The 24,362-nt window shown below is 52.5% G+C and carries 26 protein-coding genes; 20 read left to right on the top strand and 6 right to left on the bottom strand.

Going from position 1 to position 24,362, the window contains the following annotated elements; all coding sequences use genetic code 11:
- Position 1 precedes the first annotated feature (1 nt).
- Positions 2–739 carry an HAD family hydrolase gene (locus tag J4377_RS18205; RefSeq protein ID WP_038479591.1) on the top strand — a complete coding sequence of 246 codons (738 nt, stop codon included), beginning with the start codon at positions 2–4 and terminating at the stop codon, positions 737–739.
- 85 nt (positions 740–824) lie between these two features.
- Here J4377_RS18205 and yihA read toward each other — a convergent pair whose 3' ends face one another.
- Positions 825–1,460, bottom strand: a complete 636-nt coding sequence (gene yihA, locus J4377_RS18200) for a ribosome biogenesis GTP-binding protein YihA/YsxC (RefSeq protein WP_038479588.1) — start codon at positions 1,458–1,460, stop codon at positions 825–827.
- Positions 1,461–1,770: 310 nt separating this feature from the next.
- Between yihA and J4377_RS18195 the strand changes: the two genes are divergently transcribed.
- The 10 genes from J4377_RS18195 (at position 1,771) to dtd (ending at position 10,490) form a co-directional block, all read left to right on the top strand.
- A complete protein-coding gene (locus J4377_RS18195; RefSeq protein WP_038479585.1) occupies positions 1,771–2,400 on the top strand; it encodes a cytochrome c in 630 nt (209 codons plus the stop codon).
- 105 nt (positions 2,401–2,505) lie between these two features.
- A complete protein-coding gene (locus J4377_RS18190) occupies positions 2,506–3,138 on the top strand; it encodes a thiol:disulfide interchange protein DsbA/DsbL (RefSeq protein ID WP_038479582.1) in 633 nt (210 codons plus the stop codon).
- A gap of 2 nt (positions 3,139–3,140) precedes the next feature.
- Positions 3,141–3,971, top strand: a complete 831-nt coding sequence (locus tag J4377_RS18185) for an endonuclease/exonuclease/phosphatase family protein (RefSeq protein ID WP_120386046.1) — start codon at positions 3,141–3,143, stop codon at positions 3,969–3,971.
- A 101-nt stretch (positions 3,972–4,072) separates the two neighbouring features.
- Entirely contained in the window at positions 4,073–4,633 is a 561-nt protein-coding gene (locus J4377_RS18180) for a TRAP transporter small permease subunit (protein ID WP_038479576.1), read from the top strand.
- Entirely contained in the window at positions 4,633–6,036 is a 1,404-nt protein-coding gene (locus J4377_RS18175; protein WP_198348768.1) for a TRAP transporter large permease subunit, read from the top strand. The genes J4377_RS18180 and J4377_RS18175 overlap by 1 nt, the downstream gene beginning before the upstream one ends.
- 185 nt (positions 6,037–6,221) lie before the next feature.
- Positions 6,222–7,331 (top strand): TRAP transporter substrate-binding protein, encoded by a 1,110-nt coding sequence (locus J4377_RS18170; protein ID WP_051626398.1) that lies wholly within the window; start codon positions 6,222–6,224, stop codon positions 7,329–7,331.
- Between the two features lie 157 nt (positions 7,332–7,488).
- Positions 7,489–8,319 (top strand): bifunctional hydroxymethylpyrimidine kinase/phosphomethylpyrimidine kinase, encoded by an 831-nt coding sequence (thiD, locus tag J4377_RS18165; RefSeq protein WP_253486311.1) that lies wholly within the window; start codon positions 7,489–7,491, stop codon positions 8,317–8,319.
- Between the two features lie 157 nt (positions 8,320–8,476).
- A complete protein-coding gene (locus J4377_RS18160) occupies positions 8,477–9,322 on the top strand; it encodes a universal stress protein (RefSeq protein ID WP_038479567.1) in 846 nt (281 codons plus the stop codon).
- A gap of 70 nt (positions 9,323–9,392) precedes the next feature.
- The gene (locus J4377_RS18155; RefSeq protein ID WP_253486310.1) at positions 9,393–9,974 is read left to right on the top strand and encodes a chalcone isomerase family protein; all 582 of its coding nucleotides are present in this window, start codon (positions 9,393–9,395) and stop codon (positions 9,972–9,974) included.
- Positions 9,975–10,052: 78 nt separating this feature from the next.
- The gene (gene dtd / locus J4377_RS18150; protein WP_253486309.1) at positions 10,053–10,490 is read left to right on the top strand and encodes a D-aminoacyl-tRNA deacylase; all 438 of its coding nucleotides are present in this window, start codon (positions 10,053–10,055) and stop codon (positions 10,488–10,490) included.
- 50 nt (positions 10,491–10,540) lie between these two features.
- On the opposite strand, the gene J4377_RS18145 is transcribed toward dtd, so the two are convergent.
- Positions 10,541–12,487, bottom strand: a complete 1,947-nt coding sequence (locus tag J4377_RS18145; RefSeq protein ID WP_038479559.1) for an ATP-binding cassette domain-containing protein — start codon at positions 12,485–12,487, stop codon at positions 10,541–10,543.
- A 29-nt stretch (positions 12,488–12,516) separates the two neighbouring features.
- Between J4377_RS18145 and J4377_RS18140 the strand changes: the two genes are divergently transcribed.
- The 7 genes from J4377_RS18140 to J4377_RS18110 all read left to right on the top strand — a co-directional run bounded on the left by J4377_RS18140 (position 12,517) and on the right by J4377_RS18110 (position 18,881).
- Complete coding sequence (locus J4377_RS18140) at positions 12,517–13,089, top strand: TIGR02444 family protein (RefSeq protein WP_253486308.1); 573 nt, start codon at positions 12,517–12,519, stop codon at positions 13,087–13,089.
- Positions 13,090–13,316: 227 nt separating this feature from the next.
- Positions 13,317–14,363, top strand: a complete 1,047-nt coding sequence (gene dctP, locus J4377_RS18135; RefSeq protein WP_038479553.1) for a TRAP transporter substrate-binding protein DctP — start codon at positions 13,317–13,319, stop codon at positions 14,361–14,363.
- A gap of 296 nt (positions 14,364–14,659) precedes the next feature.
- Complete coding sequence (locus J4377_RS18130) at positions 14,660–15,238, top strand: TRAP transporter small permease (protein WP_038479550.1); 579 nt, start codon at positions 14,660–14,662, stop codon at positions 15,236–15,238.
- 28 nt (positions 15,239–15,266) lie between these two features.
- Positions 15,267–16,550, top strand: coding sequence for a TRAP transporter large permease (locus J4377_RS18125; RefSeq protein WP_038479547.1), 1,284 nt, complete (start codon positions 15,267–15,269; stop codon positions 16,548–16,550).
- A gap of 21 nt (positions 16,551–16,571) precedes the next feature.
- Positions 16,572–17,015 carry a universal stress protein gene (locus tag J4377_RS18120; RefSeq protein ID WP_009723217.1) on the top strand — a complete coding sequence of 148 codons (444 nt, stop codon included), beginning with the start codon at positions 16,572–16,574 and terminating at the stop codon, positions 17,013–17,015.
- A gap of 135 nt (positions 17,016–17,150) precedes the next feature.
- A complete protein-coding gene (locus J4377_RS18115) occupies positions 17,151–17,831 on the top strand; it encodes an FKBP-type peptidyl-prolyl cis-trans isomerase (protein ID WP_038479544.1) in 681 nt (226 codons plus the stop codon).
- Entirely contained in the window at positions 17,832–18,881 is a 1,050-nt protein-coding gene (locus J4377_RS18110) for a PHB depolymerase family esterase (RefSeq protein WP_253486307.1), read from the top strand.
- A 44-nt stretch (positions 18,882–18,925) separates the two neighbouring features.
- Here the strand turns inward: J4377_RS18110 and J4377_RS18105 are convergent, their stop codons facing one another.
- Together J4377_RS18105 and J4377_RS18100 are read right to left on the bottom strand one after the other, a co-directional pair.
- Positions 18,926–19,534: an SCO family protein gene (locus J4377_RS18105; protein ID WP_038479538.1), complete on the bottom strand. Its 609-nt coding sequence runs from the start codon at positions 19,532–19,534 to the stop codon at positions 18,926–18,928.
- A gap of 5 nt (positions 19,535–19,539) precedes the next feature.
- Complete coding sequence (locus J4377_RS18100) at positions 19,540–20,043, bottom strand: hypothetical protein (RefSeq protein WP_253486306.1); 504 nt, start codon at positions 20,041–20,043, stop codon at positions 19,540–19,542.
- Positions 20,044–20,149: 106 nt separating this feature from the next.
- Here J4377_RS18100 and J4377_RS18095 point away from each other — a divergent pair, with 106 nt between their 5' ends.
- Positions 20,150–21,064: an AEC family transporter gene (locus J4377_RS18095; RefSeq protein ID WP_253486305.1), complete on the top strand. Its 915-nt coding sequence runs from the start codon at positions 20,150–20,152 to the stop codon at positions 21,062–21,064.
- 674 nt (positions 21,065–21,738) lie between these two features.
- A complete protein-coding gene (locus J4377_RS18090; RefSeq protein WP_038479529.1) occupies positions 21,739–22,740 on the top strand; it encodes a 2-hydroxyacid dehydrogenase in 1,002 nt (333 codons plus the stop codon).
- Between the two features lie 30 nt (positions 22,741–22,770).
- On the opposite strand, the gene trmB is transcribed toward J4377_RS18090, so the two are convergent.
- Both trmB and J4377_RS18080 read right to left on the bottom strand, forming a co-directional pair.
- Positions 22,771–23,541 (bottom strand): tRNA (guanosine(46)-N7)-methyltransferase TrmB, encoded by a 771-nt coding sequence (gene trmB, locus J4377_RS18085; RefSeq protein WP_253486304.1) that lies wholly within the window; start codon positions 23,539–23,541, stop codon positions 22,771–22,773.
- A gap of 12 nt (positions 23,542–23,553) precedes the next feature.
- Positions 23,554–24,348 carry a thiazole synthase gene (locus J4377_RS18080; RefSeq protein WP_231657758.1) on the bottom strand — a complete coding sequence of 265 codons (795 nt, stop codon included), beginning with the start codon at positions 24,346–24,348 and terminating at the stop codon, positions 23,554–23,556.
- Between the last annotated feature and the right edge of the window lie 14 nt (positions 24,349–24,362).

Genomic DNA, 24,362 nt, shown 5'->3' with positions numbered 1-24,362 from the left:
CATGGCTTCTTTGCAAGCGATTACGTTTGATCTTGACGATACGCTATGGGACAACCAAGGCGTGATGTTAAAAACGGAAGAGGGTCACTATCGTTGGCTAATTGAAGCGCTGGCAACGTGGCGCAAAGCACGCCATGAAGCGCCATTAGCGCTAAGTTACCAGCAGGGGCTGGCTGATTATCTGGAGCGCCGCCAAGAGTGGGCCAAGCGGGTGCCAGAACGGCGTGGTGATTTTACCTGGCTGCGTTTGCGGGCGTTAGAAGCACAGTTGGAAGCCCAAGGCTTAGCACGTAGCAGTGCGTTGCTATGGGCTGCCGCTGCTATGAATGAGTTTCATCGCTTGCGGGTACAAGTAACGCCGCACCCCGAAGCCGCGGGGCTATTAACCGCGTTGAGCGAGCGTTATCAACTAGCCGCTATTACCAATGGCAATATTCACCTTAAGCGTCAGCCGTTAGCAGCGTACTTTCCAGTCGCTATTGCTGCAGGCGAATTACTGGCACCAAAACCAGATCCTAAGCCGTTTCTCACCGCCCTGGAGCGTCTGAATGTTGTGCCACACCAGGCCATGCATGTAGGTGACTCTTGGCAAGAGGACGTACTACCCGCACAGCAGTTGGGCATGCACGCCGTATGGATCGCCGCACAAGGCGACCAAACCTTGCCAGCACGCACCCACCGCATTGCCCACGTGAAAGAATTGCCCGAGCTGATCGAGTGGTTGGAGCGACGCTCGTGAAAAAGTGGCTTATTTAAGAAGACTGAGTTTGTTTGGCAAGATTCCGTTTAATGGTGAAAGCTTGGCTTGTTCGGCGATCCTTGGTTTACTCAGGGGTATGCAGCCACTGGTCGAGCTTTTGAGAAAGCGTATCTACACCGTCGCGCTTGAGCGATGAGAAGAGCTGAACGGAGACTAAGTCTTCCCACTCTTTAAGACGAGAGCGGACTTTTTGCAGCGCGGCACTAGCAGGGCCTTTTTTTAATTTATCGGACTTAGTAAGCAGAATGTGCACAGGCATTTCGCGCTCATCTGCATAGTTGAGCATCATTTGGTCGAACTCGGTTAGCGGGTGGCGCACGTCCATTAGCAGTACAAGGCCACGTAGGCTAAAGCGGCCACGCAGATAGTCAGACAGGTGCTGCTGCCACTCTAGCTTTACCGCTTCAGGCACTTTGGCGTAGCCGTAGCCGGGCAAGTCGACTAAGCGACGCGATTCGTCGTTCATGACGCTGAAAAAGTTGATCAATTGAGTGCGGCCTGGCGTACGCGAGGTGCGGGCAAGGGCATTTTGTTGAGTAAGTGCGTTAATCGCGCTTGATTTACCCGCATTTGAGCGCCCAGCAAACGCGACTTCTGCGCCGGTATCGTCTGGACACAGAGCAAGTGTTGGTGCGCTAATCATAAAACGCGCTGTGGGGTAGTTCAGTCGAGCGACTGGGTGATCATTGGCAGTAGACATGGTGTTAATCCTGAAAAACAGACGTATAAGACGGCCCGTTTCACCACGTTAACGTGAGTAAATGACGGTACCGCGACGAATTACCCCAAAAGCAGACCTGGACTTGCATTCCCGCCGCTAGGGTGATTCGTTATAATGCAAGCGGTTTATAACTGCGACCTGGGGCGCTAGTGTACCATCGCGCTCTAGCCAGCAGCGACCAACACGGCATGTTGTTCGTTTTGGCGGAGCTGACCCTGGTAAAGTGCTGAACCTGGGCAGCGCCCGGGATGCGTACCAGTCAATAATCAAACGGCATAGTGGAATAGCAATGAGAAAGTTACTGGCAAGCCTGGCAATTACCATGGGTGCCGTTGGCACCGTGCACGCTCAAACCGACCACCAAGCTGACGCGGATGCGGCGGCAGGTCGTGAACTGGCTCAAACCTGTGCGGCCTGTCATGGTCAGCAAGGTATCAGCGCAGTGGGTACCTTCCCTAATTTGGCAGGGCAGCAGATGTCCTATCTGGCCAAGCAAATCATGGATATTCGCGACGGCAACCGCTTGGTTCCCACCATGGCTGGTCAAGTCGATGCATTCTCTGATCAAGACGCTTGGGATGTTGCGGCTCACTTTGCAGGCCAAAACGCCAATCTTGGCCAAACTAACGATGAAGACTCAGAGTTTTTAGCACGCGGTGAAGAGCTGTACCGGGCGGGTGATATGTCCAAAGGTATTCCTGCTTGCAGTGCTTGTCATACACCTACGGGGGCTGGTATTGGCAGCGCGGTATATCCAGCGCTTTCAGGTCAGCACGCAGAGTATACGGTGTCCACGTTGCAAGACTTTGCTTCCGGTGAGCGTGCTAACAGCCCGAACAACATCATGGGTGATATCGCTTCCAAAATGAGCGATAACGATATGGAAGCTGTAGCGAATTACCTGTTAGGCTTGAACTAGTCGTAGCTAATCAAGGTTCCCTATCTCGCTGGTAATTAAAGAGATAGGGAACCTCTATGCATGCTCGGCAGTCACAGTCTCGCTCATTCTTGGAGAATTTTCGCTATGTTGAAAACGTTAATGGTCGCGATTGCTGGCTTAGGTTTATCTGCGGCAGTAAGTGCTCAGGAGTTGGTAGAGGGTCAGCACTACACACTGCTTGAGTCGCCAGTGGAGACACAGGTCGACGAAGGGCAGATTGAAGTGACCGAAGCGTTTTGGTTTGGTTGCCCGCATTGCTATCGGCTGCAAACACCAGTAAATGAGTGGTACGAAACACTTGAAGACGACGTTAGCATTGTGCATATGCCGGCTACCATGGGTGGTGCCTGGAATACCCACGCGACGGCATTTTATGCAGCAGAATCTCTAGGTATCGAAGATGAACTGCACGCTGATTTCTTTGAGGCCATTCATGAAGATGGTCGCTCACTGACAGATGAGGATGAAATCGCCGAGTTTTTCTCTAATTACGGTGTAAGTGAAGAAGAAGCTAAGCAGGCGTTGAAGGCGTTTGGCGTTCGTAGCGAAGTCAATAAAGCCAACAGCCGCATGCGTGAAATGCGCCTGATGGGTGTGCCAGCGCTAATTGTTGATGGCCGCTACGTTGTGTCGCCAAGCACGGCGGGTAGCTTGGAAAATATGCCGCAAATTGCGGATGCGCTTGTCGAGCGCGTGCGTAACGAGCGTGCACAATAACGGTGTTAAAGCATGGTCACGCAGGTGGGCAAGTAGGCTCGTCTGCGTTGTCTTTGGTTGAACGTGGCCATATCCGCTTACTGACGTTTAATTTGCAGGTAGGTATTCAAACGTCAGCGTATCACCACTACCTCACGCGGAGTTGGCAGCATGTTTTGCCTCACCCTCAACGTCTGGAACGCTTGGCGCAAATGGGTAATGTGCTAGAGCCATTTGATGTGGTGGGCCTGCAAGAGGTTGATGGCGGTAGTTTTCGTTCCGGTCGCGTAAACCAAGTTGAATACCTTGCCTCTAAAGCACGCTTTCCCCACTACTTTCAGCAGCTAAATCGTAATTTAGGGCAGTTTGCTCAGCACAGTAATGGGCTATTGTCACGTATCGTGCCTAGCCACATCGAAGAGCATCGTCTGCCAGGGATGTTGCCAGGGCGTGGTGCAATTCACGCACGCTATGGTGAGGGGCCAGATGCACTGCATATCTTTGTCGCCCACTTGGCGCTGAGTCAGCGCGGGCGTGTGCGTCAGCTGAATTACTTAAGCAATATTATTGAGCCGCTGCGCCATGTGGTGGTCATGGGTGATTTAAACTGCACGCCTGACCAGCTTCATGCTCATGAACGTTTTAGTACCTCGTTGCCACTTCACCCGGTTAAGCCGCTGCTTAGCTATCCATCCTGGCAGCCCCGGCGCGCCCTGGATCACATCCTGCTTTCCCAGACACTTGAAGTCGCAGATGTCCATGTACTGGACCATCTGTTTTCTGACCATTTACCGATTGCTGTCGATTTACCGCTACCTCCAGCCTGCCTAGCGGCGATTCGCCAAAGCGTTTAATAATAAGCTTGCTAGGCAGTTTATGGGCGCTGCATTGTCTGCGTATATGCGCTATTGTCTGGGGCGCTGACCCCCTTAGTCGTTTTACGCGAGACACTTCCATGTCAGATACAACACAACTACCTGCGTTTATCGCTGCGCTGGACCGCGCTTCGGAGTGGTTCGGACGTAGCCTTGCGTGGCTGATCATCATTATGATGTTGATTCAGTTCGCGATTGTACTGCTTCGTTATATTTTCAGCGTTAACAGTATTTTTATGCAAGAACTGGTGATGTACATGCACGCCAGTGTCTTTATGCTCGCTGCGGCCTACACCTTTCGCCACGATGGCCATGTGCGTGTCGATATCTTCTACCGTGGAATGACGCCCCGTCGCCAAGCGATGGTTAACATCGTGGGTATTATCACGCTGTTGATGCCTGTGATGGCTTTTGTCATTGCTTCCAGTTTAGGCTACGTTGCTAACTCCTGGCGTATTATGGAAACCTCCTCCGATTATGGTGGCATTCCAGCCGTCTTTGCACTGAAAACGTTAATACCGCTCTTTGCCGCGCTGATGATCGTACAAGGCATCATTGAAGTGGTGCGCAACGGCTACGTATTTACTGGCCGGATACCCCCATCTGTTGGTGATGATAACCACCTTGAGGAGCGCGTTTAATGTTGGAATTTATGCCGCTTATTTTATTTGCCACCATCTGTATCGTACTGATGTTCGGCTTCCCGGTGGCGCTTTCGTTAGCGGGCACCGCGCTGTTGTTTGCAGGAATGGGCCTAGGCCTTGAGACCATCGGCGTCGACGCCAATTTCGACAGTGGTTATCTCGCCGCGTTGCCCAACCGGCTTTACGGCATTATGACCAATCAAACGTTATTGGCAGTGCCATTATTTGTCTTAATGGGCGTTTTATTGGAGAAGTCCAAAGTAGCTGAAACACTGCTTGATGCGATGGCGCTGCTGTTTGGTGCCATGCGTGGCGGTTTAGGTATTTCAGTGACATTGGTAGGTATGTTGATGGCAGCATCTACCGGCATTGTGGGGGCCACCGTGGTTACCATGGGGCTGATGTCGCTACCTACCATGCTAAAGCGCGGTTATAGCACCTCGCTGGCGACCGGCACCATTTGTGCGACCGGTACGCTTGGCCAGATCATCCCGCCCTCCATTGCATTGGTACTGCTTGGCGATGTGCTTTCGTCCGCTTACCAGCAGGCACAGCTCTCGATGGGTATTTTCAGCCCTAAAACGGTCTCTGTGGGTGATCTGTTTATGGGAGCGCTGGTGCCTGGGTTACTCCTGGTCGTTATGTACATGATTTACGTGGCTCTGGTAGCGTGGTTTCGCCCGCAAATGGCCCCAGCTGCAGACCGTGAAGAGCTAATGGCGGAGCTTGGTCACACTTCAGGCCTGGGGATGCTGCTGTTGAAAGGCTTAGTGCCGCCTGTGGTGCTAATTGTGGCGGTGCTTGGCTCGATTTTAAGCGGTTTTGCAACGCCTACCGAAGCGTCGGCTGTCGGTGCCTTTGGTGCCCTGGTGCTGGCGCTGGCTTATCGTCAACTGGATTGGGCAACGCTGAAAGACGTGCTGCGTTCAACTACCCATGTGACGACCATGGTATTTATGATTTTGATTGGTGCGGCGCTGTTTTCGTTGGTCTTCCGGGCCTACGGCGGCGAGCATATGGTCACCGACTTGTTCGAAGGTATGCCCGGTGGAGTGGTGGGGGCGACCATTATCGTGATGCTGGTCATCTTCCTACTTGGCTTTATTCTCGACTTTATCGAAATCACGTTTGTGGTGGTGCCCATCGTTGGGCCGATTCTGCTGGCCATGGGGCTTGACCCAATTTGGCTGGGCATCATGATCGCTATTAACCTGCAAACGTCATTCTTAACTCCGCCGTTTGGCTTTGCGCTGTTTTATCTGCGCGGCGTAGCGCCACCCTCGGTGCCGACCTCGGCAATTTACCGTGGGGTTATCCCGTTTATCCTGATGCAGCTTGGCATGCTGCTGATGCTAACGTTTTTCCCCCAACTAGCTACATGGCTACCTACTCAATTTTAGGCTACGTCTTTTTGATTAGTGCCAAGTTGAAAACTATCGTGACTATCAACGCAACTAAGTGGCAACCTTAATCAAAAGCAGCCAAGCTGCATAAACGAACGGCTTGTAACAAACCGCCTAGCCAATTGGGCTAGGCGGACTCCTCCTACCTATAACAGTAATAATAGAAGCAAGAGGGTTAATATATGAAAGCCAACGCTTTACCTGTCGCCATTGCGATGACAGCCGCTCTATCCACTAGTTTGCTGGTAGTTTCAAGTTTTGATAATCAGGCCCAAGCACAAGAAAACTTCCGCTGGAAAATGGTCACTTCCTGGCCAAAAAATTTCCCAGGTGTAGGGCAGGGGCCTGAGCGGCTCGCGCAACTGGTGGAAGAGATGTCCGATGGTCGCCTGACCATTGAAGTATTTGGTGCTGGCCAGTTGGTACCTGGGTTTGAAGTCTTTGATGCTGTGTCTGACGGCACTGCTGAGCTTGGCCACTCTGCTTCTTATTACTGGAAGGGCAAAGCCCCTGAAGCACAGTTCTTCGCTGCCGTGCCGTTTGGCATGAACGCACAGGAAATGAATGCCTGGCTGCATTTTGGCGGTGGCATGGAGTTGTGGAACGAAGTTTACGAGCCTTTTGGTGTGGATGTCATGGTGGCGGGTGCTTCTGGCGTTCAAATGGGGGGCTGGTATAACAAGGAAATCAATTCGATTGAAGACCTTGATGGTCTGAAAATGCGCATGCCAGGCCTAGGTGGTGAAGTGATGAGCCGTATGGGCGTTGCCATTGTGAACATGCCTGGCGGCGAAATCTTCACATCACTTCAGTCAGGTGCCATTGATGCGACCGAATGGATTGGCCCCTATAATGATTTAGCTTTCGGTCTGCATCAGGCTGCCGATTATTACTACTATCCTGGCTGGCACGAGCCAACGGTGATGTTTGAAACCATTGTCAACGAAGAAGCCTTAGCAGAATTGCCCGCTGATTTACAGGCTATTTTGACGACCGCAGTGCGCGATATTAATGCGAATGTGCTTGATGAGTACACCGCGCGTAATAACGATGCGTTGGAGACGTTGGTCAACGAGCATGAGGTTGAACTGCGCCGTATTCCTGACGACGTGTTGGCTCAGGCCCGTGAGCATTCAGAAGACGTTATTGCTGAATTGGCTGAATCAAGCGAGCTGGGTACACGGATTTATGACTCCTATCGTACCTTCCAGGATAAGGTCGAAAACTACCATGCGATTTCTGAACAGGCGTACTACAACGCACGGAATCCAGATGGAGACACAACGCAGTAGCGGCTCAATAGCGATGTAACTATGCTATTAGCATTCTGCTCCCGTTGAACACACAATGGCCGCCTAAGGGGCGGCCATTGTTTTAGTTAAGAAGCCCCTATTGAGCGCTGTACTTGGGTATTCTAGAGCGCTACTGAACCGTTAAGTAAGGAGCCCCATGTCCAACGATTCTCGCCTTCGCAATGTACTTACCATCGCAGGATCTGACCCCTCGGGTGGCGCTGGCTTGCAGGGTGATCTGAAAACTTTTTCGGCGCTGGGTGTCTACGGCACCAATGTCATCACTGCTGTCATCGCCCAAAATACCTGTGGTGTGGCTTCCGTTTATCCGGTTTCGCCTCACGCTATTCGCGAGCAGCTAGAAAACCTGATAAATGATGTGGCATTAGATGCCGTTAAAATTGGCATGGTCGCCAGCCGTGAGGTTGCCGAGGTAATCGCTGAAGTCTTGCGGCAAAACCGTCCCCGCTGGATCGTACTGGACCCAGTAATGGTGGCCAAAAGCGGTGATATTCTGGTCGATGACGCAGGCATTCGTGCTGTGCGCGATATATTGGTACCGTTGGCTGACGTAATTACGCCCAATTTGCCTGAAGCGGCTGTGCTCTTAGACGCCGAGTCACCGAATTCGCTGGATGACATGGAAGCGATGCTGCCAGCGCTGGTGGAGTTGGGCGCGCCTTATGTGGTGCTGAAAGGTGGGCACCTACGCGGAGATACCTGTCCTGACTTACTGGCAACCCCGGACGGCCACACATGGCTTCCTGCCTCGCGTATTGACACTGACAACCTGCACGGCACGGGCTGTGCTCTCTCGTCTGCGATCACTGCGTGTCTAGCAAAACTACCCGCCGATGCGGCGCCAAATGCGCCTAAGCAAGCGATTGGTGAAGCCAAGTTGTGGCTACATGCTGCATTAGAAGCGAGCACGCGGCTAAGTGTCGGTCATGGGCGTGGGCCGGTGCACCACTTTCATGCGTGGTGGTGATGTAAATGACCTAGCGCCATAAACGTGCAGAGTAGCGGTGGAAAAAGTAAGTCACACCTTGCGGTATGCACAAACGGACACCATGCTGAAAGGTGCCCGCTTGATCGTCCAAAGTGCCTACTGACGGTGCCGACTTGATCGGCCAAGGAGTTGCGCCATGTCTCGCACGCTGCTGTTCGCTACGGACCTTTCTCAGGATAACCGCGCTGCGTTTGCCCGCGCTCTTCGGCTGGCCTATGCCCAAGGGGCGCAGCTCGACATTCTTCACGTCCTTGACCCTTACTTGCCCCACCGTGTTCTTCACGACGTTGAAAGCGCGGTTAACGAAGATATCAGTGCCACATTGACCGACCTGCGCGAAGATTACGCGCTGGAAGCGCCTTCGTTGCTTATTCAAACCGTTGTGGGGGCGCCTCATGTTGAAATTGTGCGAGAAGCCCACGAACGCAATGCCTCGTTAATTATTATGGGCATGCACCGTAAGCGCGGACAGAAAGATCTCCTTTTGGGAACCACCGTGATGCGTGTGCTGAGAAGTGCGCCCTGCCCAGTGGTGGTCGCCTCTTATCTACCAACTCAGCCTTGGCAACATATCCTGGTGCCGATCGACTTTTCGCTGACTGCTCGTCAAACGCTCAGGGAGGCGCTCATTCGCTTTCCAGAAGCTAAGTTGACGCTCCTACATGCCTGGAGCTTGCCTGGAGAGCGTGAGTTGGGCTCCCAGGCTAATTTTGCCCAGTGGAGAGACCATGAAGTAGAACGCTTACGTAGGACGCTGGATAACGAGATTGAGAGTTTAATGCGCGATCTTGATGGCGTCCCTGATGTTGAGTTAGTGCTCGAGCCAGGGCAACCTTGTGATGTGCTTCAAGATTACATGAAGCGACACTCTCCAGATTTGGTGATTATTGGAAGCCGTGGCCAGCCCCAGCACACCAGCCAAGTGACTGAAATGCTGTTAGGCGAACCTCACTGCGACCTCATGCTATGTCGCTCCTGGTAGTTGTTGTACGGAACCTTTATTTTTGTTTTGTGTATGTATAGTTAGTGTTCCGAAAAATAGAGGTTTCGCTATGCTATATGTACACAAACACCCTTTAATGCTGGGCACGCTGCTGTCAGTCGGTACACTTTTATTGGCACCCAGTGTGCTGGCAGATAGTGTGACTGAACGAGGAGAGCGCTTTGAGCGCGTCGTGGAAATTAACGGTCAGCACTACGCGTTAATGGGTAGTGGTGTGTTCCTCTATATGATCTGGACCGCCTATGCAGGGGCTTACTACCAGCTTGAGGGAGAAACTGAGCCGCTGCCATTGAGCGATGTCCCTCGTCGCCTTGAGTTAGCTTATTTTCATGACATTGAGGCGGCTGATTTTGCTGAAGCGACTGAGAAAACGCTAAAAGAGTCGCTGACACTCTATGAGTTTAGCCAGATTGAGGAGGACCTAGAGCGGCTGAATCAGCGCTATCGTGCTGTAGTGCCTGGTGATCGCTATCTACTCAGCTGGGATGGAGAGTCGCTGCAGCTCGCCTTGAATGGCGATGTGGTATTTGAAGATGACAGTGCTGAATTCGCCAGCGCTATGTTTGGTATTTGGTTGGGCGAGCGTCCTCTAAGCGATGATTTTCGCGATGCGCTACTGGGCCAGGGTTAATTCAAATAAGGGTTTTGTCTGACGCCTGTGCCAGCGAGTACACTGTATTTTCTTTGGGACACATCGCAAGAGGCAAGTGTGAAGGCACTGATTCAGCGGGTAAAAAACGCCAGCGTGACGGTCGAAGGTAAGATGGTAGGGGCCATTGACCATGGTCTCCTGGCTTTAGTGGGCGTTGAAAAGGGCGACAGTGAGGCTGATGCTGAAAAACTACTGCATAAGCTGCTGCACTATCGCGTTTTCAGTGACCAAGAAGGCAAAATGAATCATAACCTTCAACAGGCTAACGGAGGTTTACTGCTGGTATCTCAGTTTACGTTGGCCGCTGATACTCGCAAAGGTTTGCGCCCCAGCTTCTCTAGCGCTGCACCATCTGCTGAAGGCGAGCGTCTGTTTGACTATTTGGTGGCTAAGACATCCGCTGCCTGGCCCAACGTTGCAACCGGCCAATTTGGCGCTGATATGCAAGTGGCGTTAATTAACGATGGGCCGGTAACGTTCATGCTTGAAAGCTAGTTTACTTAATTTGACTAGATTAAAAGCAGCCAGTATTAGTCAGCGCAGGGCTAGGCGTCTTCGCTGGCTAATAGCTCTGCTTCCATTGTTTCCAGCGCTTCCTCGGCGGCGAGCCACTGCTGCTCGGCGGTGTCCAAGCGGCTTTTGATTTTCGCCTGTTGGGCAAGTGCTTCGGTCAGTTCTGCTTTACGAGCGCTGTCGGTATAAAGTGTCGGGTCAGCCAAAATAGCTTCTACTTCTTCAAGCGCCTGCTGAGTTTTCTCCAGAGTTTTTTCAGCTTGATCACGCTCTTTTTTCAGTGGTCGCAGTTTCTCGCGCAGCTCCGCCGCTGCTTTGCGAGCGGCTTTTCGGTCACCGCTAGGCTGCTGACTTTGGCGTTCGCTTTTTTCGCTACGCGCATCGCGTCTGCCCTCTTCCAAACGCGCCTTTAACCATGCTCGATAGTCATCGAGATCGCCATCAAAGGGTTCAACACGATGGTCTGCTACCCGCCAGAATTCATCAACCGTGGCACGCAATAAATGCCGGTCGTGAGACACAAGAATGACCGTGCCCTCAAAACTTGCCAGCGCCTCGGTGAGCGCCTCGCGCATTTCCAAGTCCAAGTGGTTGGTTGGCTCATCGAGCAGCAGCAGGTTGGGTTTCTGCCAGGCGACCAGCGCGAGCGCCAAGCGCGCTTTTTCACCGCCGGAGTAAGTGCCAACTTCGCCAAAGGCGTCATCGCCCTTAAAGCCAAAGCCACCTAGGAAATTGCGAATTTCCTGGTCACTCGCCTTGGGAGAGAGCCGTTGCACATGTACAAACGGCGTCGTCGTCACGTCCAAGCTTTCCAGCTGGTGCTGGGCAAAATAGCCAATGGCTAAATGCTCACCTGGCACGCGCTTGCCCTCTAGCAGCGCAAGTTCACCGGTCAGTGATTTAATCAGTGTCGATTTGCCCGCGCCGTTGGGGCCTAACAGGCCGATGCGACTACCGGGTAATAACGTAATGTTGACCTTCTCTAACTGCGCGACATCGCCTGTTTCGCTGCGATAGCCGAGGGTCGCTTGGTCAAGCACGAGCAGCGGATGTGAGGTCTTATCTGCGGCAGGCAGCGTGAAGTGAAAAGGCGAATCCGTATGAGCAACAGCAATATCCCCCATACGCTCCAGCATTTTTACACGACTTTGCGCCTGCTTTGCTTTGGTTGCCTGGGCGCGAAAGCGCGCTATAAAGCGCTCAATTTCTTCGCGGCGAGCCTGCTGTTTGGCTGCTTCTGCTTGCTGTAGAGCGAGTTTTTCAGCCCGCGTGCGCTCAAAGCGAGAGTAGTTGCCGCGGTAAAGCTCGAGCGTTTGATGATGCATATGCACAATGTGATCACACACGGCATCCAGAAAGTCGCGGTCATGAGAAATCAGCAGTAATGTGCCAGGGTAGCGGGTTAGCCACTGTTCTAGCCAAAGTAGGGCATCGAGATCCAGGTGGTTAGTCGGCTCATCAAGCAGTAATAAGTCGGAAGGCATAAACAGCGTGCGGGCTAGGTTCACCCGCATACGCCAGCCACCGGAGAAGTCTGACAAAGGCCGCTTAAGATCCGCTTGCACAAACCCGAGCCCCACTAACAGCTGTGATGCCCGCGATTCTGCCGTGTAGCCATCCAGGGTTTCGATAAGCCCATGTAGCTCGGCTTCCCGATGTGCATCGTCTGCTTTGCGCGCGGCCAGTAGATCAGCCTCCGCTTGTCGCAGCGCATAATCGCCATCCAGCACGTACTCCACAATGGGGCGATCCAGCGCTTCAACTTCCTGGGCCATGTGGGCTATCCGCTGGCCGCCGCTCATCTCGACGTCGCCCTGGTCGGGGCCGAGCTCGCCTAGCAGAAGTTTGAATAAGCTCGACTTACCGGCGCCGTTTGCCCCGATAATGCCTGCCTTTATACCGCTGTGGAGCGTAAGGTCAGCGTTATCGAGTAGCGTTTGTGTACCCCGTTGCAGGGCGACTTGGCGCAGTGCGATCATGCATTCTCCCGAAAAAAGTGGGTAAATCAATGTTCGATTCTAACCGATTCCAGCGCTTACAGCAGGCTCCACTATGGGATTTTGCGCTGACATTTTATGCCCAGCCCGGAGTCGAGCAAGCATGCCTTGTTCTGCAAGATAGTGCAGGGGTGGATGTGTGTGAGCTTCTAGTGCATAGCTGGCTCTACCACTACGGTCTTCAGGTAACGCCTGGTGCGCTGTCAATGGAGCGCAAAGCGCGGGAGTGTTGGCAGCAATCGGTCACCGCTGTTTTGCGGCAGTTGCGTCGTGATCTTAAGCCCCAAGCAGCAGAAAGTGAGGGCATTGCCCAGTTGCGAAAGACACTTCAGCAGGCCGAACTTCAAGCTGAGCGTGAGAACCTTCAACGCTGGCAGCACTGGATATTGCAAACGTCTGAACTTAACCAGCGGTTAACAAACTGCGCTATAAGTAAGCAAGATGTCGCACAATGGCTGCAAAGTAAGCTGTTTTCTGATGGCCTTGCGTTTGATCAAGTAGTTGTGTCACCCGAGCGCGAGAACGTCAGAGAGGCGATTGCTATACTTGCGGAACGGCTTGACCGCTACGATCGACCGCGCTAGCCTGAAATTAAGCTATTTTTGAATAACGCGTGTTTTAAGGTTGTTATTGCTTGTGTAACTGTTTCTAAACGTATTCAAAAAGATAGGCTTTATGAATGATGATTTTATAAATAGTTACTCTAAAGTCACTGGCAACTAACAGAGCGTTTAAGAGCGACACGCATTATACAAAAATTAAATATTAGCGCACTCGCATAGCGCGCTTACCACTGCTAGGGGAACTCTGCATGAAGGCAAGCAAGTTAATTTCGACTCGTTCAGTAACGACTAAGTTAATGACGACGGCGAGCGTTGGTGCACTACTATTTGGTCTCAGCGCAGCTGCTCAAGCAGATAACTGGCGTTACGCCCACGAAGAGTACGAAGGCGATGTCCAAGATGTGTTTGCTTACGCATTCAAAGACTATATTGAAGAGAATTCCGATCACAGCGTTCAGGTTTACCGTTTTGGTGAGTTAGGTGAATCTGATGACATCATGGAGCAGACCCAAAACGGCATTCTTCAGTTTGTAAACCAGTCGCCTGGTTTCACGGGTTCTCTTATCCCAGAAGCGCAAATCTTCTTTATCCCTTACCTGCTACCAACAGATGAAGAAACCGTCCTGACTTTCTTTGATGAGAGTAAGGCCATCAACGAGATGTTCCCTGAGCTCTACGCTGAACAAGGCCTTGAGCTACTGAAGATGTACCCTGAAGGTGAAATGGTCGTTACCACCGACGAGCCGATCAGCTCGCCGGAAGATATGAATAACAAGAAAATTCGTACCATGACGAATCCATTGCTTTCAGAAACGTATGATGCTTTTGGTGCAACACCAACGCCGCTACCGTGGGGCGAAGTATATGGTGGCCTGCAAACCGGCATTATCGATGGTCAAGAAAATCCGATTTTCTGGATCGAGTCTGGCGGTTTATATGAAGTATCACCGCACCTTACCTTCACAGGCCATGGCTGGTTCACTACCGCCATGATGGCTAACCAAGACTTCTATGAAGGCTTGTCCGATGAAGACAAAGAGCTAGTGCAGGAAGCGTCTGCTGCTGCCTATGATCACACAATCGAGCACATTAAAGGGCTAGCCGACGAGGCATTAGCTAAAATCCAGGAAGCTTCGGATGAAGTCACTGTGACACGTTTGGATGAAGAACAAATCCAAGCTTTCCGTGACCGTGCTCCTCAGGTTGAAGAAGCCTTTTTAGAAATGACGGGTGATAAAGGTGCTGAGCTGCTGGAGCAGTTTAAAGCTGATCTCGAAGCCGTAACTAACGAATAATTTACCGTTTAGTGCACTTGTTTTGAACGGTAAATCACCTAGGGGGCAGCCAGCGCTGCCCTTTTTTTATTTTTATACGCTCACCCGGTGCTGATAGCCATCTAACAAAAAAAAGCTCGTTACCTTGCGTAAAACACAGAAAAATTTACGTACATCCAGCGTTGAAGCGGAAAGAGTTATTAACCGTTACGCTACAAAATGAGTAAGGCTGGACACGCTCCGTTCGGTGGTCAGTGAAAGAAGAGGCACTAGGTTTTTAATCGTTAGCTGCCACGCTGCATAAGAGGAGATCGGCCATGACCGAAGAAGAATCCGAAAAGAATTACAGCTCTGGTTTGCCCGGCATACTAGGCGTGATCGACACTGCAATTAGCAAAATCGAGTCAGTCATACTGGCGATGGGGGTTTTGCTAATGGCGCTGAATACGGTCACTAATGTTATTGCCCGCTTTGTATTTGGCAATAGCATTATGTTTTCAGGGGAATTAAACCGTATTTTGATCATTATGATTACCTTTGCGGGTATCGGCTACGCTGCTCGACACGGTCGTCATATTCGTATGTCAGCCATCTACGATGCCTTGCCTGTCGGGGGGCGCAAGGTATTGATGATAGGTATTTCGTTCTTTACCTCCCTCGTCATGTTTTTCCTGCTGTACTACTCCGTGGTGTACATCCTCGATCTCCAAAGCAAAGGTCGCGTGTTGCCGTCACTCGGGCTACCTATTTGGATCATTTATATCTGGGTACCGATGGGCTTTCTCATTACGGGCATTCAGTACCTGTTAACGGCAATTAAAAACCTTACCTCTCGGGATGTATATCTCTCGACAGGGGTAGTTGACGGTTACAAAGACACCGAAACAGAAGTGTAAAGCAGGGCTTGCACTCTAGGGGAACGCTATGACGACGATAATGGTAGTCACCATGATTGCCCTGCTGCTGCTGGGCTTTCCTATGATGATCCCGCTGATTACGGCAGCGGTGATCGGTTTTTATATGATGTTTAACGGCTTCGGCCAAATGGATACGCTGATTCAACAGATGATGGCGGGTATTCGGCCTGCTTCGCTGATTGCGGTGCCAATGTTTATATTGGCGGCAGATGTAATGACACGAGGTCAGTCGGCCAATCGCTTAATTGATATGGTGATGTCCTTTATAGGTCATATCAAAGGCGGTCTTGCGGTCAGTACGGCGGCCTCCTGTACGCTGTTTGGCGCGGTTTCTGGTTCTACTCAGGCAACCGTAGTAGCAGTGGGCTCACCGCTGCGACCCAAGATGCTAAAAGCGGGCTATTCTGATCCCTTTACGCTGGCACTGATCATCAACGCGAGTGATATTGCCTTTTTGATACCCCCAAGTATTGGCATGATCATCTATGGGGTTATTTCAGGAACATCCATTGGCGAGCTGTTTATTGCGGGTATTGGGCCAGGGCTTCTGATCCTGTTTATGTTTTCAGTTTATTGCATCGTTTACGCTGTGGTAAAAGGCGTGCCTACCGAACCCCGCGCTAGCTGGAAAGAGCGTGCTGTAGCTGTGCAAAAAGCACTGTGGCCGCTAGGCTTTCCAGTCATTATCGTTGGCGGTATCTACGGAGGCATTTTTAGCCCGACAGAAGCCGCTGCAGCTTGTGTGCTATATGCCGTATTGCTTGAGTTTGTGGTATTCCGTTCGCTCAAAATGAACGATATTTATGCGATTGCTAAATCCACCGGCTTAATTACCGCAGTGGTGTTTATATTGGTCGCTGTTGGTAATGGGTTCTCCTGGATAATTTCGTTCGCGCAGATTCCACAAATGATTTTGGAAGCGGTAGGCGTCAATGAAGCTGGGCCGACAGGCGTACTGATTGCAATCTGTATCTCTTTCTTTGTCGCTTGTATGTTTGTTGACCCGATTGTGGTCATTTTGGTGCTTACGCCAATTTTTGCTCCGGCAATTGCGGCGACCGGTCTGGATCCTGTTCTGGTAGGTATTTTGATTACGCTGCAGGTAGCCATAGGTTCGGCGACCCCACCCTTTGGCTGCGATATATTTACCGCGATTGCGATCTTTAAGCGGCCTTACTGGGAAGTCATCAAAGGCACACCGCCCTTTATCTTTATGCTGATTTTAGCGGCGGCGCTGCTGATCATGTTCCCGCAAATTGCGCTGTTCTTGCGTGATGTTGCCTTCCGCTAAGCAGTCACAAGGAGAACGCGGATGTTTAATCGCATTTTAATTCCCGTAGATGGCTCGAAAGGGGCGATTAAGGCGCTCGATAAAGCGGTTGGCCTGCATATGCTTACCGGTGCAGAGCTTTATTTGCTGTGTGTCTTTAAGCACCACAGCTTATTGGAAGCATCGCTTTCCATGGTGCGGCCGAATAAACTTGATTTGCCCGATGATGCACTGAAAGAGTACGCCACGGAAATTGCAGTCCACGCCAAGTCCTATGCCATAGAGATGGGGGCGGACAGCGCGCGAATAAGGGCGTTTGTGAAAGGCGGCCGCCCCTCACGAACCATTGTGCGCTTTGCCCGAAAGAGGGAGTGCGATTTAATCGTGATTGGCGCTCAAGGAACCAACGGTGAGAAAAACCTGCTGTTGGGTAGTGTCTCCCAGCGTGTGGCGGGTGCGGCACACTGTCCCACATTGGTCGTTTAAGACACCAAACTACTGAACTTAATAGCGGTCTTACTAACACCCGTTTTCTCAGGTAATGCAGCTTGAGGTGGCGGGTGTTAGTCTTTGAGCTACTCAAACATTTGGCGCGTTGCGCCGTTGGATAAGGTTTTTTACATGAAAGCATTGTTTTCTTCCACCGCCTTGGCGAGTTTGTTACTGGTTGCTCCGTTCGCGGCAGCGGCTCCTGAAACCGACGAACAGCGCCTTGCTTATAGCTTAGGTGTCACTCTAGGCGAGAGCATGCAGGCTGATATTGAAGACCTCGATCTAGATACATTTACGGACGGTATGCGCGATGTCTTTGATGGCAAAGAGTTGGCGTTAAGCGAGGAAGAAATGATGGAGGCGCTGGTCGCTTTCCAAGAGCGTTCTATGGCAGAGCGCGAGCAAGAAGCCGCTGAAATTGCCCAGCTTAATCTAGAGGAAGGTCAAGCTTACTTAGCGGAAAACGCTGAGCGTGAAGAAGTTGAAGTGACTGAGTCTGGCTTGCAGTATGAAGTGCTTGAGTCCGGTGACGGCGCAACTCCTGGCGCTGAAGACACCGTTGAAGTGAACTATGAAGGCATGCTGTTGGACGGCACCGTATTCGACAGCTCCTTTGAGCGTGGTCAGCCGGTGAGTTTCCAGGTAAATCAAGTCATTGAAGGTTGGCAGGAAGCGCTTCAACTGATGAGCGTTGGCGACAGCTGGATGCTATATATCCCTGCTGAGCTGGCTTATGGTGAAGGCGGCCAAGGCCCTATTGGTCCAAATGAAATGCTGACGTTCCGTGTTGAACTGTTAGGCGTCGAGTAAATGACACGTCCCGCCGCTTCTACATCTTGTTTTTTGGGTGCGCTGTTACTGCTGGGCAGCACGGCTGTTCACGCTGAAGCAGATGCCGTGCCTGGTGATTTACCTGCACTAAGCGCAGCGAGCGATCACGCGAGCGTGGTAGGTGTCTCTTCTGGCGGTTACATGGCCGCACAGTTGGCGGTTGCTTGGCCTGAGCGCTTTAGTGGTGTAGGTGTATTAGCGGCGGGCCCTTGGAGCTGTGCCCAGGGCGCGCTCAGTTTGGCCCTTAACCAGTGCATGAGCACCCGCCGTGGGTTGCCTTCCTTGGATGAGCTGGACCGTCGGCGCGAGCGTTACGAGTCGCTTGAGCAGGTGGGGGAGCGCGACGCATTAAGCCAGCTGCGTGCCTATGTATGGCACGGTGATGAAGATGACACGGTTTCTCCAGAGCTGGGGAGTTTGTTAGCAGAACAGTGGCAGCGCTGGCTGGCATCTTCAGAACAGCTGCGTTTCGTGCGCAGTGAGCACACAGGCCATGGCTGGCCCATCAAACTGCCGAAGCAGGCCAACGCTAGCCCCCAGGCACTTGGCGACTGTCGCCAGGGCGGTGGTAGCCATGTGCTTGCCTGTGATGAGAACGTGGCTGGCGATATGCTCTCATGGCTTTACCCTGAGCGTGAGGCTAATGCTAGCGAGGGCGAAGTGATGGCCTTTGATCAGTCGGAGTTCGCGGTTAAAGGCTTGGCTGATGTGGGGTATCTGTTTATTCCTGGGGCGTGTGAGGCGGGAGGGTGTCCTGTCACAATAGCCTTGCATGGTTGTCAAATGAGCGTTGATGCCATTGGCGATACGTTTGTACGCCACAGTGGTTTGAACCGTTGGGCAGCAGACCATGGTCAAGTGGTGCTATACCCGCAGGCGGAAAGCAGTATGGCTAATCCTCAGGGGTGCTGGGATTGGTGGGGCTTTGCCGAAAGTACTTGGCAGCTCAACCCGCTGCACGACACGCGTGATGGCACTCAAGCCAGAGCGCTAATGGCGATGCTTGAACACCTACAAAGCACGCCTTAATTCCAAGTACATCCTAAATCCAGATACTTCGTCGTGTATTTTGGCTAGCTACCTAACTCATTCTCCAGCGCTGACACTAAGCCGTGCGGTGCTGGGGAGTAGAGCACTCTCTGTAAAATTTCACCGTTGCGGTTAACCAAGAAAAGCGAGGCGCTATGGTCAATGGTGTAGGCCATGGCTGAATCGGGTGCCTCTACTCGCCGCCAAATAACGCCATAGCGTGCTGCTACATCTTCAAGCTGCTCTTGACTGCCCACCAAGCCGATAAACGCATCACCAAAGAACTGCATATACTCTTCCATGCGTGGCAGCGTATCGCGTTCAGGGTCAACCGTTATCATTATCGGCACCACGCGTTCGCGCTGTGCGTCGCTTAGCTGGGCCAATGCCTGGCGTTTAACGGCCTGATTCATTGGGCAAACATCTGGGCAGTAGGTGTAGCCAAATGAAACAATCGCAATGTCGTCTTTATCTAGCTGGGAGAGAGAGAAATCACCTTGAGTAGACGGCATTTCTATTGGTCCCCCCGTCACGTCATCACTGCCTGGCTGGAAAGCAAACTGGTAAAGGCCGATAGCCGAAATGGTCAGCAAGACAAGTATTAGCACTAAGCCCAGCCAGAGTGCTTTACGATTGTTTGGTTTAGCGGCCATACGTACTAACTCCTAATCACGTCAAAGTCGAACCAACTGCCCAACTTGCCTTCCGGTGTTTCCAGGATAACCCGCGCCCGCCAGGGCATCACGTCTTGCGTGCAGATACCGACTTGCCCTTGGCCATGAAAGTGCCCGGGTGCAGTAGCGGTTAATCCAAAACGGTGTAAGCCCATATCCATATCACGCCCAATAAAGTCGACCGTCACATGGCTTGGGTTGAGGCCCTCTACTTCTACATCCAGTGGCAGAATATCCAGCGCGTCAATACGGCCATTGGCATCAACGGTCAGTGTTAGGCGGCCTTTATCGCCCAGTACTGCCGAGCACGTACTGGTGTGTAGGTTGCAGTTGGCATCTGGTGTAAACCATGCAATATCACCATCATCGCGCAGCCAATTGGCAAACACGTACCACGTGCAGGCGGCCAGTGAGATGCCCGTGATGAGGATAAGCACTTTCAGTGCTGGAAAACCCGTAAAGTAGACAGGTTTAGGCAAGTTCTTCATGGCAGAATGGTCACTACGCAGGCCGTAAGATGGAAGTTAGTTTCATGGTAACAGTAATCGCACGGATGTCGCTGTGCTGGGATGTCGCAGTTAACAAGGAATAACAATGGAGAGCATTACTGGTGCACTTGGGCCACTGTTTTTATTGATTTTACTGGGTGCTGCCATTGGCTATGGTCGTTGGCCAAGTGCTACGTTCTGGCCGCAAATGGAGCGTATGATCTACTTTGTGCTATTTCCAGCAATGCTGATAGGCACGCTGGCCACTGCAGATGTCAGCCAAGTACCGGTTGGGCGCATAGCGTTGGTATTGCTCGGCACGATGGGGGGTTTGGGTCTGTTGCTATGGCGCTGTCGTGGTTACCTTGGCTTAACGCCTGCGGCGTTCACGTCGGTGTTCCAAGGCGCCGTGCGTTTTAATACCTACGTGGGTGTCGCAGGAGCCGCGGCACTGCATGGCAGCATGGGGGCGACTACCGCTGCTGTGGCGGTGGCACTCATGGTACCGGTGGTGAACGTAATGTGCGTCGCAAGCTTTGTCGCGGCAGGGACGCTGGGCAGTGGAAGCCTTGGCCAAAGTGCCCTCGCACTGGCTAAAAATCCGCTGATTTTATCCTGCCTGGCAGGTATCGGACTCAATCTTTCGGGGGCTGGTTTGCCCGGTTGGAGCGAGGATACCGTAGGATTATTGGGAGGCGCGGCGCTGCCGTTAGGGCTCATTGCTGTGGGCGTGGCGCTGCGCCCTGCAGCACTGCTACGGCTTGATCGTGGCGTGATAGCGACGAATAGCATCAAGCTGCTGTTAATGCCTGCGGTGGTGCTGCTATTAGCGTGGCTGGTGGGGCTGGACCCTATCAGTCGTGATGTGGCGCTGCTGTTTGCAGCGCTGCCTACCGCCACATCTGCTTACATTCTTGCTCGGCAGTTGGGAGGTGATGCAGAGCTTATGGCGGCAATTATTACCGGCCAGACGCTGTTAGCGATGCTGACGCTGCCCGTCTGGTTGCAGTTAGTGGGGTAGTGTAAAAAAATTGTCTTAAAAATAAATAAAAAGTATTCGCATTTAGGTTGACGCGGTAAATGAGAATGATTATATTGTGATTGTCAGCGTTTAATGAGACGTTGGCAACCACGACAGAAACCGCCAGTTTCCTGTCATGGTTTCTCCCTCTCATTGCTAGTCACGGTCTTTTGCCGCTCCCGCTTGGAGCGGCTTTCTTTTTTTAATGCTCTACGTTTTTGTGATTTTCCTTGAGATGCCATGCGGGGGCTGTGGTCAGCGTTTGATGAGATGATGGCAACCACGACGCTATTTCAAAGATCAGCGCCAGTTTCCTGTCATGGTTCCTCTTTACTTGCTAGTCACGGTCTTTTGCCGCTCCCGCTTGGAGCGGCTTTCTTTTTTTAATGCTCTACGTTTTTGTGATTTTCCTTGAGATGCCATGCGTAGGCTATGGTCAGCGTTTGATGAGGCGTTGGCAACCACGACGCTATTTCAAAGACCAGCGCCAGTTTCCTGTCATGGTTTCTCCCTCTCATTGCTAGTCACGGTCTTTTGCCGCTCCCGCTTGGAGCGGCTTTCTTTTTTTATAGCGGTATCTTTCTTTGATCTCGGTGAATACCTCCTCTGACGTTTGGGCAGACAATAGGCCAATCGCCTATGCTGATCATTTATCCAAAGCCAGGAGACATGCCATGCGCGTTGCCGTTTTTAGCGCTAAGCCTTATGACGAAACCTTCCTTACTCGTGCTAATGCCGCGAATCGACACGAATTAAGCTTTTTTGATGCGCGCTTGACCGTCGATACGGCGCCTCTAGCGAAAGGGTTTGAAGTTGTGTGCGCTTTTGTAAATGACCATCTGTATGCGGACGTTTTAGAGCAGCTACATACTAGCGGCATACGATTGGTAGCACTGCGCTCGGCGGGCTTTAACCATGTTGACTTGGCGGCGGCCGAACGGTTGGGAATTACCGTAGTGCGGGTGCCCGCTTATTCGCCTCATGCCGTAGCAGAGCACGCGGTGGCCTTAGTGTTAAGCCTGAACCGCATGACCTATCGCGCTTACAACCGAGTGCGCGAGGGCAACTTTGCCCTAGACGGACTGCTGGGGTTCGATCTGCATGGCAAAACCGTGGGCGTGATTGGCACTGGGCAGATTGGCTTGATCTTTGCCAATATCATGCATGGCTTTGGCTGCCGAGTAGTTGCCAGCGATCCTTTTCCAAACCCGAATGCCGAGCCGTTTGTGGAGTACGTGCCGCTGGCGTCGCTCTATGCTCAGGCAGATATTATCTCGCTGCACTGCCCGTTAACACCCGATACTGATCACCTGGTTAACGCAGATGCCATCGCGCAAATGAAGCAGGGTGTCATGCTGATCAACACTGGCCGCGGTCGAGTGGTCGATACTCAAGCGGTGATCGCTGGTCTGAAAAGCGGCAAAATTGGCCGCTTAGGGCTAGATGTTTACGAAGAGGAGGAGCAGCTGTTCTTCGAAGATCTATCGCACAAGGTGATTGATGATGATCAGTTCATGCGCCTGACGACCTTTCACAATGTGCTGATTACCGGTCATCAGGCTTTTTTCACTACCGAGGCGCTAACCAATATTGCTGAAACCACGCTGGCTAATATCGACGCCTTTGAAAGTGGTAGCGGTACGCTGCATCGCGTCGTCTACGATAAGCGAACGTAGACGACGCTGAGCTATCTTTAGTCGCTGTGTTTAAACGTCACGGCGGTAAATCAAATCCCATACGCCGTGGCCAAGTTTCTCGCCACGGGCTTCAAACTTAGTTAGCGGGCGAAAGTCTGGGCGTGGAACGTAGGGCGCTGTGTCGGCGCTGGCGGTATTCGCGTAGCCGGGTGCGGCGTCCATGACCTCGGCCATCCACTCGGCATAGGCTTCCCAGTCGGTCGCCATGTGGAAGGTGCCGCCAGGTTTTAAGCGCGTACGAATTAGCTCAACAAACGCAGGCTGCACAATACGCCGCTTGTGGTGCTTCTTTTTCGGCCATGGATCGGGGAAAAAGAGCTGTAGCGTGGTTAATGAGTCTTCAGGCAGACACTGCTCCAGCACCGCTAAGGCATCTTCGCGGTAAACGCGCAGGTTGGTTAGGCCGCGTTTATCTACCTCATCTAGCAGCTTGCCCACCCCCGGCGCGTGAACCTCAATGCCGATAAAGTCAGTGTCTGGGTGGCGTTCGGCTTGCTCGACGAGTGAGTTGCCCATACCAAAGCCAATTTCCACCACGCGCGGTGCTTCGCGGCCAAACAGGGTGTCCAGATCCTGACGCCCATCGGCAATCGTCAGTCCTAAGCGTGGCCAAACGTCTTCTAAACCGCGGCTTTGCGCTGGGGTCATGCGCCCTGCGCGAATCACGTAGCTCTTAATCCCCCGCCGGTGTAGCGGGGCATCAGCATTTTCAGGGCCTGTGGTGTTGCTCTCAGCGCCAGCAGTTTTGCTTTCAGGCGTGGTGTCGTTCGTATCGGTCATGGTGTCTCTGTATCAGCCGTTAATTCGGCCTGCAAAAGGCGAAGAGGGGTCGGCGCTTTGGCGGCGTGGCATACGGCCAGCTAAGAAGGCATCGCGGCCAGCTTCTACGGCAAGCTTCATGGCGTTAGCCATACGCAGCGGGTCGCGGGCGTGAGCGATCGCGGTGTTGAGTAGCACGCCGTCACACCCTAGCTCCATTGCCATGGCGGCGTCAGAAGCGGTGCCGATGCCTGCATCGACCAGCACGGGTACACTGCTTTGCTCAACAATCAGGCGTACATTATGCGGGTTTTGAATGCCATGCCCCGAGCCAATCAGCGAACCTAGCGGCATGATGGCGCAGCAACCCATGGCTTCTAGTTCACGTGCCACAATGGGGTCATCACTGGTGTACACCATGACGTCAAAGCCATCAGCCAACAGTGTCTCAGCAGCTTTTAGCGTCTCAACCACATTGGGATAGAGGGTGTGATCGTCGCCGAGCACTTCCAGCTTGACCAAGTTGTGGCCGTCTAGCAGCTCACGCGCCAAGCGGCAGGTGCGCACAGCGTCTTTGGCGTTGTAGCAGCCCGCGGTGTTGGGCAGCAAGGTGTAGCGTTGGGGGGAAACGACATCGAGAAGGTTGGGCGCGTCGGCATCCTGACCCAAGTTGGTGCGGCGCACAGCAAAGGTGACAATTTCCGCGCCGCTTTGGGCAATGGCTGCGCCGGTCTCGGTAAAGTCTTTGTATTTGCCAGTACCCACCAGCAGGCGGGAGCTGAACTCGCGTCCAGCAACGGTAAACGGTGTATCAGTCAGTGGCGTCATAGCGGTTCCTTTTG

Origin of the sequence: Halomonas sp. XH26 (assembly GCF_024138895.1) — a bacterium.
In the GTDB taxonomy this organism is placed as follows: domain Bacteria; phylum Pseudomonadota; class Gammaproteobacteria; order Pseudomonadales; family Halomonadaceae; genus Vreelandella; species Vreelandella alkaliphila.
Note: the sequence above shows the minus strand (reverse complement) of the source record. Positions and strands in the feature narration are given on the sequence as shown.

Excerpts from the sequence above, each read along its gene's own strand:
- J4377_RS18205 (WP_038479591.1), top strand. The coding sequence starts at position 2 with ATGGCTTCTTTGCAAGCGATTACGTTTGATCTTGACGATACGCTATGG.
- yihA (WP_038479588.1), bottom strand. The coding sequence starts at position 1,460 with ATGTCTACTGCCAATGATCACCCAGTCGCTCGACTGAACTACCCCACA.
- J4377_RS18195 (WP_038479585.1), top strand. The coding sequence starts at position 1,771 with ATGAGAAAGTTACTGGCAAGCCTGGCAATTACCATGGGTGCCGTTGGC.
- J4377_RS18190 (WP_038479582.1), top strand. The coding sequence starts at position 2,506 with ATGTTGAAAACGTTAATGGTCGCGATTGCTGGCTTAGGTTTATCTGCG.
- J4377_RS18180 (WP_038479576.1), top strand. The coding sequence starts at position 4,073 with ATGTCAGATACAACACAACTACCTGCGTTTATCGCTGCGCTGGACCGC.
- J4377_RS18175 (WP_198348768.1), top strand. The coding sequence starts at position 4,633 with ATGTTGGAATTTATGCCGCTTATTTTATTTGCCACCATCTGTATCGTA.
- J4377_RS18170 (WP_051626398.1), top strand. The coding sequence starts at position 6,222 with ATGAAAGCCAACGCTTTACCTGTCGCCATTGCGATGACAGCCGCTCTA.
- thiD (WP_253486311.1), top strand. The coding sequence starts at position 7,489 with ATGTCCAACGATTCTCGCCTTCGCAATGTACTTACCATCGCAGGATCT.
- J4377_RS18160 (WP_038479567.1), top strand. The coding sequence starts at position 8,477 with ATGTCTCGCACGCTGCTGTTCGCTACGGACCTTTCTCAGGATAACCGC.
- J4377_RS18155 (WP_253486310.1), top strand. The coding sequence starts at position 9,393 with ATGCTATATGTACACAAACACCCTTTAATGCTGGGCACGCTGCTGTCA.
- J4377_RS18145 (WP_038479559.1), bottom strand. The coding sequence starts at position 12,487 with ATGATCGCACTGCGCCAAGTCGCCCTGCAACGGGGTACACAAACGCTA.
- J4377_RS18140 (WP_253486308.1), top strand. The coding sequence starts at position 12,517 with ATGTTCGATTCTAACCGATTCCAGCGCTTACAGCAGGCTCCACTATGG.
- dctP (WP_038479553.1), top strand. The coding sequence starts at position 13,317 with ATGAAGGCAAGCAAGTTAATTTCGACTCGTTCAGTAACGACTAAGTTA.
- J4377_RS18130 (WP_038479550.1), top strand. The coding sequence starts at position 14,660 with ATGACCGAAGAAGAATCCGAAAAGAATTACAGCTCTGGTTTGCCCGGC.
- J4377_RS18125 (WP_038479547.1), top strand. The coding sequence starts at position 15,267 with ATGACGACGATAATGGTAGTCACCATGATTGCCCTGCTGCTGCTGGGC.
- J4377_RS18120 (WP_009723217.1), top strand. The coding sequence starts at position 16,572 with ATGTTTAATCGCATTTTAATTCCCGTAGATGGCTCGAAAGGGGCGATT.
- J4377_RS18115 (WP_038479544.1), top strand. The coding sequence starts at position 17,151 with ATGAAAGCATTGTTTTCTTCCACCGCCTTGGCGAGTTTGTTACTGGTT.
- J4377_RS18110 (WP_253486307.1), top strand. The coding sequence starts at position 17,832 with ATGACACGTCCCGCCGCTTCTACATCTTGTTTTTTGGGTGCGCTGTTA.
- J4377_RS18105 (WP_038479538.1), bottom strand. The coding sequence starts at position 19,534 with ATGGCCGCTAAACCAAACAATCGTAAAGCACTCTGGCTGGGCTTAGTG.
- J4377_RS18100 (WP_253486306.1), bottom strand. The coding sequence starts at position 20,043 with ATGAAGAACTTGCCTAAACCTGTCTACTTTACGGGTTTTCCAGCACTG.
- J4377_RS18095 (WP_253486305.1), top strand. The coding sequence starts at position 20,150 with ATGGAGAGCATTACTGGTGCACTTGGGCCACTGTTTTTATTGATTTTA.
- J4377_RS18090 (WP_038479529.1), top strand. The coding sequence starts at position 21,739 with ATGCGCGTTGCCGTTTTTAGCGCTAAGCCTTATGACGAAACCTTCCTT.
- trmB (WP_253486304.1), bottom strand. The coding sequence starts at position 23,541 with ATGACCGATACGAACGACACCACGCCTGAAAGCAAAACTGCTGGCGCT.
- J4377_RS18080 (WP_231657758.1), bottom strand. The coding sequence starts at position 24,348 with ATGACGCCACTGACTGATACACCGTTTACCGTTGCTGGACGCGAGTTC.